This window comes from Bartonella massiliensis (genome assembly GCF_902150025.1).
Lineage (GTDB): Bacteria > Pseudomonadota > Alphaproteobacteria > Rhizobiales > Rhizobiaceae > Bartonella > Bartonella massiliensis.
In genome coordinates this window covers 1-16,200 of sequence record NZ_CABFVS010000010.1, presented here as the reverse complement: position 1 = coordinate 16,200, position 16,200 = coordinate 1, and the positions used below count along the sequence as shown (strand labels likewise).

Sequence of the window (16,200 nt, the reverse complement as noted above, 5' to 3'; positions counted from 1 at the left end):
TTACTGGCTTGGCTATCGCATGCCGGCGGGTTTCAATTCCACATCAAATCCCGTAACATGAGTCCAATTCATCCCCTCTGGAATGCGCAATTTAAAGCGATAAAACCGTGCCCTTGCGCGACAATGAATTTGTCCAGTATTATGAGAAGGCTGTTTTTCTGGCAACCAAATGGTTTCCTCTTCAAGAGACTGTCGAAAGCGCATTCCCACAGACAAATAAAACTTTCCACTATTGACTTGGGGCATAATATTTTTCACCCGTGTTATCATGCCATTTGTCTGCCCCATTTCCTGTGAAGTAACCACACAAGCCATAGGAGAACCCGAAAACGACCCCAGCCTGCCCTGTTGATCAAATGCGCCCAGAATAGGCGATTCATTTCTCCAAGCTTTACTATCGAGAGAAAAGGCTAAATCATCAATACTCTGCGTAACAAAATCAAGAGCTTCTAGCGTTGTTCCCGTTAAGAAAATGGGGAGGATCATTTTGATATCCACGAGAGCTTTTGTCCATTTTTGCAACCCCCAATCATAAATGAGCAAGATGCGTTTATGAAGGCTCTCATCCGTATCCACCATCCAATAAACACGATTATACACGCCATCAATCGCCGCAGACATGGTATAAAGATTACTCTGTCTTGATTTAGCGGTCATGGTTCGATCAACTTTTTCAAAGCCAATGGGGATAATCTGTCCATCATTGGTTATTTGATAAAAACCACCCTCATCAGCAAAGAATGCCATGTCACCGCGACAAACTATCGATTCAGCATTTTTTGCGCCTCTTTTATCGTGGATTTTTTGGAAACTAAAAATAATCTTAGAACCAGGAATAAAAGACCCGGCATAGATTGCAGAACGCATAAAGATAATGGGATTTGTTGTCTCCGTTGCCCCTTGCACGAAACCACCATCAGGAAAGTCTTGATAATCACAGCTTTTTTTCCCCACGGTCCAAAACTCTGCATCATTCAATCCCGACCAATGAACCCGCCTTGGATGCTCGGTTAATTTCATCAAACACACGAAATCACCCCAGACACGAACGATGCCTGCTTGTGGTGGATTTCCACCTAAATTTCTAAATGCTTCATCATGAATAATATCGATCACTTGTGGTTTATCATTGGCATTCACCGCAATAATAAAATCACCAAACAAAGCAAAAGACCACGGTGCATCGACATTTGCCATATAAGGTTTTCCTTTTTGGCTAATATCTTTCCAGTGCATTGTTGTATTATCAAGCAAGAAGATTTTTTCTCTTGTTCCAACAATAATTGAAACCCCATTTTTTGTTTTAACTGCCAGAGCGCCTAAAATGGGCTCCGGACATGGCTCTGACAAAGGTTCAAAACTTGGCATAGGGATATAAGAGCCATCCGCCGGAAGCACATTGACAAGTTCATCGGTAAAAATTCCATTGATATCCGCCACATCGGGTCGATAATCAGCGATTGGGAAAAAAGCCATCAAGCCCCCCATAAAATGTTTGAAAAACCTAGTGCCAAAACACCAAGGTTTGCTCATTGAAACCACAAAAGCCCTTAAAATGAAATTTTAAGAACATAAAATTCAATAAATAATAAACAGCTATAAGTTGATAAAAATGCCTCAAAAAAGTGAGACCATAGCTAATGGTAAGCCCACTACCCTCCAGCAGCATCTCACCAAAATTACTCACACACTTTAATGCCCACACTTCCCCCATGACCAACACTTTCCCCATGGTCCACATTCCAATACCAGCCCCAAATCTTGAGAAAAAACCATAAAGCCCTTCATAAAATCTTTGAAGAGCCCAATGCACGACAAGATACCCAAGCTTTGTAGACTGCAAGCAACACCAGCGCTTATAGAGACACCAGCGCTTACGGAATTAAAACCACAACAGCCCTTAAAACGAGAACACAAAACTCAACAAGTACACAACCAAAAGTTGATTAACTTTCCAATATCCACGTCTACAGCCACGCATCAGCATCTCACCAAAATTACTCACACACTTTAATGCCCACACTTCCCACCATGGTCAATACTTCTCCCATGGCCAACATTCTCAATACCAGCCCCCCAATCTTGAGAAAAAGCCTTCAAGCACCCTTAACACCAGCCCCTCAATGGCAATCTCAGCCTCAGCACCCTTAACACCAGCCTCTCAAACCCGATCCAAATCCCAGCACTCCTCCAAATCCTAAAATTCCTCTAGCTCCAGCTCACTTAAGTATCCATACCCCTCTTAAGCATAAATATGAAAAGGCATTTTTTAAAAATGCATGGGCTGAATCTTTGAAAAATCTTTTCGGCGTGATGTTTCAATACGCAAAGCTTGCAGCTGTTCTTGAAAATCTCTAAAAGAAACGGCCGCATATTCAGGGTCTTTAAGAATATTTTTATACAGTTCATATTTTGCTCGTGCTTTAATGAGATCAAAAGCATAAATGAACCAAGGATTATTGTCCTCTTTGAGCTGTTCATCTGCCAAATGGATAGGCGCATAAGAAAGCTGTATAGTTTCGATACTTTCTGGTGTTGGAAAGAGTCCTATTTTTTGCTCACTGTACGTATAAAAGAACGGCGTTCCCAACTCAGGATGCCGACCATATTGCTGATGCAACGCTTCCAAGGGTTTAAAGAACAACTTTGTTTGGGTTGCATTCTTTACTGCAAAAAAAACGCCCTCCAGCGTTTTTTCTGATTCAATAAAAACACCTTCTTCTGGTCCATACCATGTTTTTCCACTTTGTGTTTTGAAGGTTCTTTCTTGTTTTTCATTAAAGAAAAAGGGTTCGCGTTCACACAGACGCAAAGCGGTAAAAATTGAATCTTGAATTTGCAGAGAATATTCAGCGGTTGTATCGTCAATTTCATCTTGAATAAGTGCGATCATAGAGTCAAAAGCTTTAGAATGATCTGAATGTGTCAAATCGCGCGTGTTAGCATCAACGGAAAAAGTGGTCATAAGCCTATCCTTGTTTTGGGAAGCATTTTAAATTTTTCCCCCAACAAGAAGAATCTGTTGGGGAAAGTAAGGCATCATTTGCTTTAAGCAGGTGCTCCATAAGTTGGAATAACGATTGTTCCAAAATCTTGAGCCCCTTGCGTACTTCCTGGCAAAGTAAAGCAGGTTTTTTTCATGCCCATAATGGTTTTTGCTGCAACTCCGAATTCTCTTTCATAATCGAAGAGTTCTTCGACCAATTTATAGCGTGTTGCGCCGCGATCTTTCCCAAAAGCGATCACAGCACTTTGCGCCCCAAGCAGCACCGCACGACGCACATTGGGGATAGCTTTATTGGCGGTTCCAGACTCGACCCCTTCGGTAATATGTTCAGCTTCGCGTAAAACGACACCATTATACATGCCTAGAGATCCATCATAGAGCGGATTTTTGATACGGCTTCCACTATAGATTGCTTTAGTGATGTCGAGCCATTGCCCCGCATCAGTATTGGTTCGCAATTGCGTCACTTGGGTTGGATGAAGATAAAGCACATAGACATTTTCCCCATCAATCCGTACGGGTCTAATTTTAGGATTAGCTAATTTAGCGCGTTCAACCGCTTTATCGATCAGTTTAAGATCAAAAACATCGTTTTCTTTTAAATCTTCATCTTTTGTTTTATTGTTAGGGCGCACCACACGTTTATCGGTTGGTGCCGTTGGAGCATTAAAGCCATAATGAACCGGTTTAAGTGTAATCGATCTTCCTTCAAAGTTAATAGATTTTGCGGTATATCCGCAAACTTGAATGAAGAACATCATACTCAAACGATCCGCATACCAATCCACCAAACCATTTTTTGCTTCTGTGCGCAAATCGTGGAGAATGCGTTGCTGATCAATAGTGCCCTCATTTTTGACCCGCACGGCATGAACGAGTTCATTAATTGCCAAGCGATCATTGAGAAACTGTAAAGCCTCTTCATTTCCTTCCAAAGTTTGCCCTTCACTGACCCCATCACCGAGCAGCTGCACACGCAAATTAAAACTAATGGCATCGCCACTTGCTTTTGTGGTTTCATCCTTTAATTGTACGATACTGTTTGAATCATTTCCAATCAGTGGAGCAATCGGGATTGCTTTTGAAACTTCTTGGTTTAAGAGTTTAGACCATGTGCGCACGGCCATTGGGTCATTAAGTCCGATATAAGTTACAGTCATTTTATCCTCTAAAAGTTTATTGACATAAAAAACCCGGTAAAGCACCGAGCGTTCAAAACACCACATTTCATTTCAGATGGTGAATAGGTTGTTTTCGTGTGTTTTGTTTTTGTTAGCATCTGTCTCCCCCTCTATTAAGAGCGCTCCTCACCGCCTCTTTAGCTTTGAGCAATCCCCTCTCCTCCCCCACCATTCACGCAAGCCTCAGCCCACGCGTATCCCCCGCAGTTCCACGCGCCCAAAAGCCCCTCTCACAGTTCTCGCAAAAAGCCTCCCCCCGCGCATTCCCAAGGCCCAAAGCCCCGCTCACGGTTCCGTAAAAAGCCTCTCACGGTCCCGTAAACACCTGCCGCATTCTTGATGTTAAAATTCTCTTCCCCCCATTAAACGATTAAAAGCGGCTTTATTTTTAGGCTCAGCAACCCAAGCGCTAAATTCTGTTTCTGACATTTTATCCAGCATATCCAAAGAAATGGCTCCATTGGGCGCCAATCCGTTATAAGCCGCAAGTGTGCGTGCAGAATTGTGTCTTTCCTGTAAATTTTCCCCCATGGTACCCAGAACATTTGTATAGCCAAAATTTTGTGCAATCGCGTAAATCACTTCAGCCGGATTTTGATTTTTTTGCGCACAATCGCGCAAGATCTGCTTCAACTCATCACCAATCCTTGCATCAATATTTTGCGGATCAGCCAGCTCAGGATAGAGCGAAGCAAAAGCTGCCAACTGTTTCGCGCGCGTTTCATAAATAAAATCAGCCGCTTGATCAAAATCTTGATGTTTTTGTTTAACACTGGCAACAGATTGCTGATAAAACGCCTGTAATTGTTCTGCTTCGCGAGTCGGAGAAGATTGTTGTTGTTCATGTAACAGCTCTTGTTTTTGGAGTGCTTTTCCCAACCATTGCATATAGCCCATAAAATCCTTTTGCGGATCTGGTGGACCATCCTTCCCCTCTTGATCCTCTTTTTCTCCTTCTTGTGAAAACGGCTGTTGCTGAAGGTTTTGCCCTTGAGAATTTTCTTCAAGCACCTTTTCTTCTCTTCCACTTTCACCGGTTTCACCCTCTTGTGTTGAGTCTCGAAAATCCTGTTTCAAATGGTTTTGTTCTGCCGGCGTTAAGTGTTCTTGATTCATGACGTTAGCCTTTTCTTTTTTTTTAACAATAAGATGAAATTTTTCAGATAAAACAGCCTATAAACATTGATCCTCTCAATGCTCTCTGATCACTCTCTGATCAGTTGAGCCCCCGCATGTCACCACCATCCTCCCCACCATGATGACCATGATAGCAAGATGCCTCTCACCACCGATCAAACTCACAACAAAACGCCCCCGCCCCTTCAACACCCACGGACTTCGCAACGTTGCGGAAATCAAAGAAGAAGAGACAGTCCACGGCATAAAAAACACTATGCTATGGAAATGTATAGGCACCCACCGCTCATAAAATACATCCAAGATCGCGCGTTATCATTATAAAGCGTTGTTATTGTTGAGCATTTGCACTTTGTAACATCTGCATAATCTGCTCTACGCCCTCGTGAGCCCCCATCTGTGTTGCAGCCTTTTGCACTGAAGCATTTTGTTCTTCTTGGAGAGCATTTTGCGCCTTGATCGCAATTTTATGAATAAGGGAGGCTGGTAAAGGTGAATAGCGCAAGAGATCGAGCATAATCTCAGGTGTTGCAAAATTTTGCATCAAAGGAAGCAATTGCATGATCAATGCAAAAGTACGCTCTTTTTCATTGAGACTTGTTGGGGCATCATCCACAACAATATCATATTCCAAACTTGTTACCATTTCGCGTGTTAGGGGAACATATTGCGCATTTTCGTCCCCCGCAATACGCACCAACCGCCCATCGGAGAGGTAATTTTGAATAAGGTAGAGAATAATTTTTCCCTGCCGTTGCCGATATCGACGCAAAGCATCAAAAAAGGAAGCCAAAAGATTAAGGGATGACTGGCGACGTTGTTGTTCAAGAATACCCGGCTGGTTAACCGCTCGTGTTCCAATGAATTCCGAAGACAAGCCCGTCACTTGTTCGAGAGCGCTTTTTGCTTCATTAAACAATTGGAAAAACCCTTGCGGAAATTGCGCCACCGGTTTAGGCTGAATTCTGCCCCCAGCCACAGCCCCACTTTTCAACCAAGTAATACTATCGGCTCGAGCCCAACTCTCAACAGCTTGTCGATCATCATCAAAAGCATCGCGTTCTGCCATAATCCCGCCTTTTGATTGGCTATTGAGCAAATGCATAACTTGACTAAAATATTTGTTTGCCCAGCGTTGCGGATCTTTTGTAGGGCGCACCAGTCCGTAAAACTGTCGGCTTAACTTATCAAAAGTCCCCGTAATACACTCCCAACCCAATTGACCTGCAGGAACCAAAGGCTTATCCGGTGCTTCAAGCAGCTTTCTGCCCAAAAATGCTCTCTTGACAATTTTTCTGGTCAACCTTGTTGCTTGAATATCGGGAAATTCTTTTCTTAAACTTTGGAAATCATTCTCTGAATAATCGATAAACTTTCCACTTTGCGGCTCGAGTACTTTATAGACCACCTCACGTTCAAACCAGCGACATTCCACCAATGTCACCATTTTAGGACGTTGAGAACCACCAACCTCTTCTTCCAGATAGGCTCCCTCTCCTTGATAGCCCCCTGCCTGATAGCTTTTCGTCATGCCATTGCTGGTTGGGTATAAGAACCCCTGATGTTTCACCCAATCGGCATGAAGATCACTCCAATGAACATGAGGAAACATTTCGGCTGCGATATCCAGAGGCTTTTCATCAATATACCATAAACGTTGTGCATCAATAAGATTAGGCTTAACAGCACTGGCATCCCAAACCATTTTCATAGGATCAAGCCGCGCAATAATGGGTTTTCCTTGCGGATTTTCTTCATAATCAAGGCGTGTATCCGTCCATCCCATACCACAAATAATAGCATCTTGAAAAGCATCAGAATCTTCATATTCGCCGTCAGCTTCATCACGAAACCATTCGGCTGCCCCTGTCAAGATCTGGTTGGCAAAGGCTGCACCTTCTTGTCGTGGAATAAATTGCACTTGTCGTTTATTATTGCGTTCCGCCCCAATAACAGCATTAATCAAAGGTGCAATACGATTAAAAGTCATCACGGGTCTATTTTGTTCGTTCAAAACAGCCAAGTCTTGCTCATTCCATTGCCGTCCATTATAAAAATCATAGTCTTCTTGAGCATTTTTTCGCCATTTTTCGACATGCGCAATATCATCCTGATACCACCCGACAAGTTTTTTAAAGAGCGCTTGCTGTTCAAGCGTTTCGATTTGCTCAAAAGAAGAAAAAGAAGAATCTGTAGACATATTCATTAAAAAGCCATCCATGAAGTTTGAGAACGGTGAGAAGAGCGATAGGCACTTTTTCGTGCACGCGCATGGGGCTGTTCATAAGCCACACACATCAATCCAAAGGCATCCGCGCCATGGCTTGCCCAATCATGTTCAGCACCCAGCCCAATATTGCGCTGTTCATCACGCTTTTCATGATACCAAGCGAGTGCTTTTCGCCCCGCACCTGTTGTCTCTTCGTTAAACCATAGAGCAGGAAACAAACGCCTTACGGCTTCGATACGCATTTTCACCGCACCTGTTCCCTGATTAGGAATGATTTTGGTTTGAAACCCGGCTTGTTGCAGCGCACTTTCAAAACTAACATTATAAACACGATCTTTTGTCGCGCCATCATGCGGCAAGACCATCAACGCCTTTTCATATCCCCTTTGAAAGATCCACCCCACATGCTCTGAGAGAGGCTGTCCTTGTGCTTCATAATAATCAAGCACACGAATTTCGCGTCCGACAAATTGCGCCACCCACAAAGCCGTTGCATCGGCTTTGGCGCCTGTTCCCCCGATATCCCAAAAGATTTTCACCTGCATCAAAGGATCACGTGGAACAGTGGTAATCCGCCCTTCCATTTCGGCTTCCAAAAGACATTTCTGATAATAAGCGCCTTGCACAGCTTGCAGATATTCCCCTTCCCAAATATGGTTATACTGCTCTGGTCTTTGCTGCAAATCGTCCATTCGATCCCGATTAAGTTTTTCGGGAAATTGCGGATTATCGCGCCAATTAATTTCCACGCCTTTGATATTGGGATTATCGACATTTCGGAAACGTTTTTCCACGGAAGCATTTTCATGGCATGGATTCCAAGTGACCCATAATTCTGCATTCCAATCGTCTCCTTCTTCGCGCAACGTTGGAATAAGCGTTTGCCAAGCGGTCTCGGTGACCGGCTCTGCTTCATCAACCCAGCACAAGAAAACGCGCCCCATTGATTTAATACTGGCGATATTTCGATCAAGACCCGCAAACACATAAACAATCCGGCCGTCTTTTGATTTAATATATTTATCGCCGATTTCATAATAATCTTGTAGAAACGGATAAGCTTCAATCGCGCGTTTAATTTCTTCCAAAGAGCTCTCATTGAGAGAATTTTGAAACTGGCGCGCACAAAGGATAATTCCGCGTTCTCCTGCCATGCCATGGCGATATCCCACCACCGCCGACATCAAAGCAAAAGAACGTGTTTTTCCAGAGCCCCGTCCACCCCAAGCGGCTCGTACATCGGCTTTTCCGGAAAAAACAGGTATAAGCTTTGGAATAAGAGCCACTTGAGCTGTTTTCTGCGCCACTTTTTGAGAAATTTTCTGAACCATTATCATGTATAAATTTTCATCACTAAGAATGATTTTTACTCTTTTAAAGGATACCAATTTTCATCATTTCAGAACCATCTAAAGAAAAACACTCTTCCCAAAAGCGCTCTCTTCATCCTGATACGCAATAGATCGCACTTTTTTGGCGCATCCCACTTTTTGGACACCCCGCTTTTTTGGGCATTTTCCTTGTTTTGCATAAGCCCCCCCTTGCCCCCACCAATACCCATAAGCCTCCACCAATACCCATAAAGCCCCCGCATACGCCCCCAAGCCCCTCTCCCCCAAGGGAAACCAAAGCCCCGCCCCACAAACACCATGCCCCTGTCCCCCACAAAAGCATGGTATCCGCCCCCATTTCACCATTTCCTTACGAAAACCCTTCAAAAAAAGCAGATCATCTTAACATCACACTCCTTAGAACAGAGCTCCCCCAAAAAGCTCTTCCTAAGCCTCATCGCTATCTACCCCCCCAAAATCCCTCTAGCAGTCATCTCCTCAGCATCACATCTCAACACAGCACCTGCCCCATAAAAGCCATGCCCAGACACCCAAACACCCAAAATCCCTCCGGACACGGTTCCTCACGCACCCTTCACCAAAGCCCTTAAAGCATCACGACCCCCCACAAAAACACGAATAGCCTTAGCTTCAATTATACAGTCTCCACCAAACCATGCACCAAAGTTCCTCCAATCCACGCTTTTAGGCAATCATCCAAACAGTGCCCTTTTCAAGACACCATATCCTTCCCCTCATCCAACTCATTTTCCAATATCACAACCTTCAGCTTCCGAAGGATTATGTGTCATCGATTGGTTTTTTTGACTTCACCGGTACAATCTCAATCCGCGAGATTGTTTTGATATCGCTTTCTGCCCCCCCAAAATCCCTCTAGCAGCCCTCTCCTCAGCATCAGATTTCAACACAGCACCTGCCCCATAAAAGCCATGCTCTCACGCTCAGATACCCAGATACCCCTCCGGACACGGTTCCTCACGCCCCCTTCACCAAAGCCCTTAAAGCATCACGAGCCCCCACAAAAACACGAATAGCCTTAGCTTCAATTATACAGTCTCCACCAAACCATGCACCAAAGTTCCTCCAATCCACGCTTTTAGGCAATCATCCAAACAGTGCCCTTTTCAAGACACCATATCCTTCCCCTCATCCAACTCATTTTCCAATATCACAACCTTCAGCTTCCGAAGGATTATGTGTCATCGATTGGTTTTTTTGACTTCACCGGTACAATCTCAATCCGCGAGATTGTTTTGATATCGCTTTCTCCCGTCACTTGAAGAGGCAAAACTTTTGCAAGCAGTGAAAAAAAAGGCACGGGATTATTCAGCGCATGATATTGCAGATAAGACACCAGCCCATCCTCACCATACTGAGATCCAGCCTGCTCCGCCGCTGTAAGTAAGGCTTCATTAAACCGCTTTGTTGTTTTATTCACGCTCTCTTTTTTCCGCCCTTTGCGAGGTAAGGGAAGACAATTTTTCTCAGCCATCATTATGTTCCTTTTCAATCAAGAAAAACCAATCCCATGACATGGAAAATGCCATGAAACTCAGCACCGCACCTTTAAAAAGCAATCAACAATTACAAACATGAGACCACACTCTTAAAGACAAAAGCACGCAACAAAGCAGCAATCCTCACCCCCAAATCTCTGATCCCATTCCATGCCCTCACAAAAGGGTATCCCGCCCCCAAGCCCACACAACGCATAAACAAAGCATAAAATCTTCTACGTTCTAAAACTTTCCCTTACTCTTCACGATTTCACGTTTTTACGCTTTTACGGCTTTACAGAAATAAGCCAAACAAAACGCCACCCCACCACTGGACAAGCCCCTGATCTTAAACAAATCCCCCAAAGGACAAAACTTGCCACCCTGCAGCCTTTTATAAACGACCACCCAGCTTCTTGCCCCAACCAATCCCCCCACAAAGTTCAGTGCTTCAAAAAACACGCCAAGCAACCCCACCTCTAAAATGTTCACGAGCTACTCTTACAACAAGCACCTTAGAAATTATACATTGCTCAACGATCACCGCCCCAAAGAGCCGTATTTTACAGTAAAATTTTAAAGCAGAAAAACGCTCATCATCTAAAAAAAATGATGAAGAAATAGGTTTTACACATCCCCTATTTTTGCTTAAACAGCAAAGAAACTCCCAATCTGTCGTAAAAAATACCCCCCCTCAAACTTTTCCCATGCCTGATATCACCGCCCTAAACGACGGTGTTTTACGGCATGATAGGATAACTTAAAAGGCGTTTCTAGCAGAATGTTAAAGCAAAAAAAGTCACTCATAAGACAAAGAAAATTATGGAGCAATAGTCTTTGATCACCCTCTTATTTTGCGAGTAGTTATGGCGGCGCACCGATTAACATTATCCGCCAATATATCCAACAACAACCCCCCTCCACCTAGCTCTATAAACACTGGTCTACAATAATCTTGTTTTTTGCTTAGGCCAATTTCCCTGCTGAGTTTAAATCACCCCCCTAAACAATGGTGTTTTTCAAGCTTGCCAATCTTGCCCCTAAAATATTCACGAGCCACTCTCACAACAAGCACCTTACAAATTTACACACCCGCCTACCCCCGCTCCTCAAACGACAGACTTTTAAAGTATAAGAGAAAAGTCTTAATTTTTCTTGCTAATCTTTTGAAAGTACTTTATCACTCAAAAGGTGCTTTGATCGTCCACGCAGCGATCAATAGGGAGTTGAAGCCTGAAAAGCCTAATACATAAATTTATCCCGCTTTGCGGGTATCCCGGAATTCCGGGAGCTTTTGCTATGTCCAAGTGCGTCTTACGCACTAAAAGCAAAAGGCTGATTAGGCTCAGTACTTTCAACCTCCCGGAATACCAACGCGAGGGCGCTCGCAACCGGAGGGGGTGCAAAGTGCAAACCCAAAACTCACATTTTCAAAATAAAAACTCACACTTTAATGACATTTCGATTGGCAAAAGAATTCGTCAGAGACGCATTGCCATGGGGCTTTCTCAAAAAACATTAGGAAGCCATTTAGGTGTCAGTTTCCAACAAATTCAAAAGTATGAAAAAGGCTTCAATCGTGTAAGCGCAGGACGTCTACAAGAAATTGCCAACATACTGAAAGTTCCCATTACCTTCTTTTATGCTCATCTTGTCACAGCGGATATTTCCACAAAAGACAACTCCTCATACGCTGATCAAGAAACCTACAGCGAAAAGGAACATGCCCTTGTAAAAAATTTTAGAGAGCTTCAGCCGAAAAAACAAAAGGCAATTTTGTGGTTAATTTCTGATTAAACAAAAGCATAGCATGCAAACACTATTCATCAATAGAACCAACAAAACACCCTTAAAGTATAGGATTCAGATGACGATACCTTAAAAGATAACATTTTATTTTATAAGATGCTACGGAAAAGCCCTATCCTCTCTCCTTTACTTCTTCACTCTTCACATTTTCATTCTCTATTGTTTCCCTAAAAGATGTGCGCCCCAACAAAGCCGAAAGCCCCTACTTAATTTTTACAGATCCACATCTTTACGCTTTACCATCTTGACGAGAAAGCAGCTAACAAAAGGCTTACCACCCCGCGCTGCTCAGTAAACACTAGTCAGCAACAATCTTGCTTTTTGCCTCGTAAATTTCCCTGCTAAGTTTAAACCACAACACCTCCAAAGCATGTCTTTTACAGCATGATAGGATAAATAATGGTTAGCAACACTCCAGCTTCTCTTAAAGCGCGTTTCCTCTGTTGACTTCAGATCACTGCCTCTTCACAAGAATAGTGTTCCCCAGCTTGCCAATCTTGCCCCTAAAATATTCACCACACACTTTTACAACAAGCACCTTAGAAATTTACACACCTGCCTATCACCGCCACCAACAACACTCTTTTACAATATAACCGCATAGACAAATGTTTTAATTTTTCTTGCCAATCTTTTGAAAGTACTTTATTGATAAACGCGTGTTTTTGATCGTCCACGCAACGGTCAAATAGGGAGCTAAAGGCCCGAACGCTCAGTACATAAATTTATCCCGTTTTGCGGGTATCCCGGAATTCCGGGAGATTTTGCTATGTCCAGGTGCTTACCAGCACTAAAAGCAAAAAGCTGACTGAGCTCAGTACCTTTAGACTCCCGGAATACTCATGCGAGGGCGCTCGCAACCGGAGGGGGTGCAAAGTGCAAACCAAAAACTCACATTTTCAAAATAAAAACTCACACTTTAATGACATTTCAATTGGCAAAAGAATTCGTCAGAGACGCATTGCCATGGGGCTTTCTCAAAAAACATTAGGAAGCCATTTAGGTGTCAGTTTCCAACAAATTCAAAAATACGAAAAAGGTTTTAATCGTGTAAGCGCAGGACGTCTACAAGAAATTGCCAACATACTGAAAGTTCCCATTACCTTCTTTTATGCTAACCTTTCAACAACGAATATTTCCACAAAAGACAACCACCCATACGCTGATCAAGAAACCTACAGCGAAAAGGAACAAACACTTGTGAGAAATTTTAGAGAACTCAAAGAGAAAAAACAGACAGCAATTTTATGGTTAATTTCTGATTAAACAAAAACATCCTCAAATATTATTGTCTAATATATCCAACCCCCTGCTTAAAATTTCCCATACCGCATATTCTCCTCAAAACATGGTGTTTTACGGCATGATAAGATAAATAGAGCCCCCGTGAATGAAAGCATCACAAACTCTTATTGAAATATCCTCTATAGAGGTATACCATGTCAAGAAATCGCTATTAATGGAGAATTTATGAGTAATATCCCTACATATTCTGTTACCCCAAACCTACAGTTAGTATACGTATCAAACATAGAGCATTCTACCGCTTTTTACAAATTCATCTTCAAAAAAGAGCCTGTGTTCATCTCGCCACGCTATGTTGCTTTTTCTTCTTCGGGTGATGCCCTCTTTGCACTCTGGTCTGGGGGTGATGCGCCTAAGGAAAATGTGGCTCGTTTTTCAGAAATCGGCATTATGTTGCCTCACGGAGAGGACGTAGATAAACTCTATGCGGAATGGCAAGAGCAAACCACCGTTGAGATAAATGTCTTGAAGGAACCATATACCGACGTATTTGGACGTACCTTCCTCATCAAAGATCCCGACGGCCATATTATTCGTGTTTGTCCACTGGACTAAAAAATTTAAACCCGATCTTTAATTAGCTGAATTTTGATCTCCACCCCTCACTTCAAGGGACGAGGATTCTACCCCGCGCCGGTCTGTAAAAAGTCCGACTTCTTCTTTAGAAGCTACCTCCCTCTGTTGACTTCCGGTCACCACACCTTCAAAGTATGTCTTTTACAGCATGATAGGATAAATACTGGTCCCTCAACACTCCAGCTTCTCTTAAAGCGAGTTTCCTCTGTTGACTTCAGATCACTGCCATTTCATCAAGAATAGTGTTTCCCAGCTTGCCAATTCTGCCCTTAAAATATTCACCAGCCACTCTCACAAAAAGCACCTTAGAAATTTATTTCTCCACGATCACCGCCTTAAAAAGCAGTATTTTGCGGCATGATAAGATAAACACTGGTCCACCAACAATCTTGCTTTTTGCCTAGGCCAATTCCCCTGCAGAGTTTAAATTGCCACACCCTAAACAATAGGGTTTTACAGCGCAATAGAACATCACGCCATTTCAAACAACAACAGCTTGATGCACGCACAGAGCAACAAATAGTAGAATCTTGGAAAGCTTAGTCCCCTGAACGATCTTTACCCCATCATCTTACACGGCTCTCCACCCCATTGCCTTCCCAACCACCATTTTTTCCACTGGCTTTTATCAGGGGCTCTCATCTGGTTTAAAGATACAATTCTGATTATGTCATTATGATACCTTTTTACATTAACCTTGTCAAGTTTTTATATTTTACTTTTAATTTTTTCCTATCATTCTTTCCGTAACCAACTCCCACATGCAACCACAACGCCCAAAACATAAAGCACAAAATAAAACATCATTGTGCTAGTTATTCACGCATTTTTGAAAAAAAATCTCTACTGCCTTCCGCATTTCACAACAGCCCCGTATCATGCTACACGACAACACTCTGCAACTATAATACTCCATGTGCCTTGTGATGATAAAAACCAAGCTCTCCCCCTTCACTCTGTTTTCCCTCTGATATCCCCCGCCCTCTCCAACACATTCCCAATCATTTCAACACGCCTTCCCCCTCTCCATCCCCACTTGCTCCTCCACTCACAAGACTCTTCCCCCCAATCTTCTCCCCCATTCCATACCACGCCATGCAACAAACCCAACACACACCCAAGGCAATTTGGTGGTTAATTTCCAATTAGACAAAAGCACACCAAATTATTCGCGCCTATATCCAGCATTCCCCTACTCAAAATCCCCCATGCCTGATATCACAGCCCCGTAAAGAGCAGTGTTTACGACATAAGAGAATAACAAAAGCCCAACAACTTAACAGCGCTCTTTATCCCAACAGCCCCTCCACTCACAAGTGACTATTCACCTTCCAACTTTCTCACCACATACCGTAACAACAGCCCAAACCACGCCCCCAAACACACACAATACATAAAAAAGCAAACGAAATGCCACCCAACCAATCCCCCTACAGATCACCTCCTATCAAACGACACTGGCTTCATCAGACACAACAAACAAGCCTTACCCTCTCACATCATTCTTCACACATCCCTTCACAGCAACTCGCATCCATACCTCCGTCTTTTATACATATCCTCCACTCCACACTCCTCGTCCATTCTTCCTCTCATCAACGCACCAACACACTTAACAGCGCTCTTTATCCCAGCAGCCCCTCCACTCACAAAACTGTTCTCCTCAATCTTCTCCCATTCTCCCCAAACACGCCCCCAAAGCATCCACAACGCCTACACGACGCACAACGCGACACATAAACAAAGCATAAATCCACCACGTCCTAAAACTTCCCCTTACCCTTTCACGATTCCACATTTTTACGTTTTTACAGAAAACAGCAAATAAAATTTCCAAATCACTACCCAACCAATCCCCCTACAGATCACCTCCTATCAAACGACACTGGCTTCATCAGACACAACGAACAAGCCTTACCCTCTCACACCATTTTTCACGCATTCTTTATTCACGATTTCACGTTTTTACGCTTTTACGGCTTTACAGAACATAGCCAGATAAAACTTGCCTCTCAGCCCGCGCACTGCTCTGTCAAGAATTCAACATCTTCTAGCCAGCAATTTTTTCTACCAACCACGCATGCAGATCAGCACACCTAAGCCCCCC

17 protein-coding genes and 1 pseudogene are annotated in these 16,200 nt (G+C 43.2%); 4 read left to right on the top strand and 14 right to left on the bottom strand.

Annotated elements, in window-relative coordinates:
* Window positions 1-12: 12 nt before the first annotated feature.
* The 13 genes from FNZ60_RS02425 to FNZ60_RS09885 all read right to left on the bottom strand — a co-directional run bounded on the left by FNZ60_RS02425 (window position 13) and on the right by FNZ60_RS09885 (window position 10,895).
* Window positions 13-1,476: a hypothetical protein gene (locus FNZ60_RS02425; RefSeq protein ID WP_142416137.1), complete on the bottom strand. Its 1,464-nt coding sequence runs from the start codon at window positions 1,474-1,476 to the stop codon at window positions 13-15.
* A gap of 28 nt (window positions 1,477-1,504) precedes the next feature.
* Window positions 1,505-1,843 (bottom strand): hypothetical protein, encoded by a 339-nt coding sequence (locus tag FNZ60_RS02420; protein WP_142416136.1) that lies wholly within the window; start codon window positions 1,841-1,843, stop codon window positions 1,505-1,507.
* Between the two features lie 426 nt (window positions 1,844-2,269).
* Window positions 2,270-2,965, bottom strand: coding sequence for a phage adaptor protein (locus tag FNZ60_RS02415; RefSeq protein ID WP_142416135.1), 696 nt, complete (start codon window positions 2,963-2,965; stop codon window positions 2,270-2,272).
* Between the two features lie 83 nt (window positions 2,966-3,048).
* Window positions 3,049-4,167 (bottom strand): N4-gp56 family major capsid protein, encoded by a 1,119-nt coding sequence (locus FNZ60_RS02410; protein WP_142416134.1) that lies wholly within the window; start codon window positions 4,165-4,167, stop codon window positions 3,049-3,051.
* Window positions 4,168-4,530: 363 nt separating this feature from the next.
* Entirely contained in the window at window positions 4,531-5,304 is a 774-nt protein-coding gene (locus FNZ60_RS02405) for a hypothetical protein (protein WP_142416133.1), read from the bottom strand.
* A 75-nt stretch (window positions 5,305-5,379) separates the two neighbouring features.
* Entirely contained in the window at window positions 5,380-5,571 is a 192-nt protein-coding gene (locus FNZ60_RS02400; protein WP_142416132.1) for a hypothetical protein, read from the bottom strand.
* An 85-nt stretch (window positions 5,572-5,656) separates the two neighbouring features.
* Window positions 5,657-7,546 carry a portal protein gene (locus FNZ60_RS02395; protein WP_185913444.1) on the bottom strand — a complete coding sequence of 630 codons (1,890 nt, stop codon included), beginning with the start codon at window positions 7,544-7,546 and terminating at the stop codon, window positions 5,657-5,659.
* Window positions 7,531-8,892 (bottom strand): PBSX family phage terminase large subunit, encoded by a 1,362-nt coding sequence (locus tag FNZ60_RS02390; protein ID WP_142416130.1) that lies wholly within the window; start codon window positions 8,890-8,892, stop codon window positions 7,531-7,533. Before FNZ60_RS02390 ends, FNZ60_RS02395 begins: the two co-directional genes overlap by 16 nt.
* A 72-nt stretch (window positions 8,893-8,964) precedes the next feature.
* Window positions 8,965-9,252, bottom strand: a complete 288-nt coding sequence (locus FNZ60_RS02385) for a hypothetical protein (protein ID WP_142416129.1) — start codon at window positions 9,250-9,252, stop codon at window positions 8,965-8,967.
* Window positions 9,253-9,470: 218 nt separating this feature from the next.
* A complete protein-coding gene (locus FNZ60_RS10415; protein WP_281280238.1) occupies window positions 9,471-9,599 on the bottom strand; it encodes a hypothetical protein in 129 nt (42 codons plus the stop codon).
* A gap of 283 nt (window positions 9,600-9,882) precedes the next feature.
* Window positions 9,883-10,011, bottom strand: coding sequence for a hypothetical protein (locus FNZ60_RS10410; RefSeq protein ID WP_281280237.1), 129 nt, complete (start codon window positions 10,009-10,011; stop codon window positions 9,883-9,885).
* Window positions 10,012-10,099: 88 nt separating this feature from the next.
* Window positions 10,100-10,399 (bottom strand): hypothetical protein, encoded by a 300-nt coding sequence (locus tag FNZ60_RS02380; protein WP_142416128.1) that lies wholly within the window; start codon window positions 10,397-10,399, stop codon window positions 10,100-10,102.
* Between the two features lie 283 nt (window positions 10,400-10,682).
* Complete coding sequence (locus tag FNZ60_RS09885) at window positions 10,683-10,895, bottom strand: hypothetical protein (protein ID WP_210243979.1); 213 nt, start codon at window positions 10,893-10,895, stop codon at window positions 10,683-10,685.
* 262 nt (window positions 10,896-11,157) lie between these two features.
* Between FNZ60_RS09885 and FNZ60_RS10030 the strand changes: the two are divergent.
* The 4 genes and pseudogenes from FNZ60_RS10030 to FNZ60_RS02365 all read left to right on the top strand — a co-directional run.
* Window positions 11,158-11,331, top strand: a pseudogene (locus FNZ60_RS10030) (transposase); the annotation flags it as partial.
* Between the two features lie 479 nt (window positions 11,332-11,810).
* Window positions 11,811-12,200, top strand: coding sequence for a helix-turn-helix domain-containing protein (locus tag FNZ60_RS02375; protein ID WP_246054703.1), 390 nt, complete (start codon window positions 11,811-11,813; stop codon window positions 12,198-12,200).
* An 888-nt stretch (window positions 12,201-13,088) separates the two neighbouring features.
* Entirely contained in the window at window positions 13,089-13,478 is a 390-nt protein-coding gene (locus tag FNZ60_RS02370) for a helix-turn-helix domain-containing protein (RefSeq protein WP_142416126.1), read from the top strand.
* Window positions 13,479-13,682: 204 nt separating this feature from the next.
* Complete coding sequence (locus FNZ60_RS02365; protein WP_142416125.1) at window positions 13,683-14,072, top strand: VOC family protein; 390 nt, start codon at window positions 13,683-13,685, stop codon at window positions 14,070-14,072.
* Window positions 14,073-15,756: 1,684 nt separating this feature from the next.
* Here FNZ60_RS02365 and FNZ60_RS02360 read toward each other — a convergent pair.
* Complete coding sequence (locus FNZ60_RS02360) at window positions 15,757-15,942, bottom strand: hypothetical protein (protein ID WP_142416124.1); 186 nt, start codon at window positions 15,940-15,942, stop codon at window positions 15,757-15,759.
* Window positions 15,943-16,200 lie beyond the last annotated feature (258 nt).

Coding starts and splice junctions, on each gene's coding strand:
- FNZ60_RS02425 (WP_142416137.1), bottom strand. CDS start 1,476: ATGGCTTTTTTCCCAATCGCTGATTATCGACCCGATGTGGCGGATATC.
- FNZ60_RS02415 (WP_142416135.1), bottom strand. CDS start 2,965: ATGACCACTTTTTCCGTTGATGCTAACACGCGCGATTTGACACATTCA.
- FNZ60_RS02410 (WP_142416134.1), bottom strand. CDS start 4,167: ATGACTGTAACTTATATCGGACTTAATGACCCAATGGCCGTGCGCACA.
- FNZ60_RS02405 (WP_142416133.1), bottom strand. CDS start 5,304: ATGAATCAAGAACACTTAACGCCGGCAGAACAAAACCATTTGAAACAG.
- FNZ60_RS02400 (WP_142416132.1), bottom strand. CDS start 5,571: ATGCCGTGGACTGTCTCTTCTTCTTTGATTTCCGCAACGTTGCGAAGT.
- FNZ60_RS02395 (WP_185913444.1), bottom strand. CDS start 7,546: ATGGATGGCTTTTTAATGAATATGTCTACAGATTCTTCTTTTTCTTCT.
- FNZ60_RS02390 (WP_142416130.1), bottom strand. CDS start 8,892: ATGATAATGGTTCAGAAAATTTCTCAAAAAGTGGCGCAGAAAACAGCT.
- FNZ60_RS02385 (WP_142416129.1), bottom strand. CDS start 9,252: ATGGTGAAATGGGGGCGGATACCATGCTTTTGTGGGGGACAGGGGCAT.
- FNZ60_RS02380 (WP_142416128.1), bottom strand. CDS start 10,399: ATGGCTGAGAAAAATTGTCTTCCCTTACCTCGCAAAGGGCGGAAAAAA.
- FNZ60_RS02365 (WP_142416125.1), top strand. CDS start 13,683: ATGAGTAATATCCCTACATATTCTGTTACCCCAAACCTACAGTTAGTA.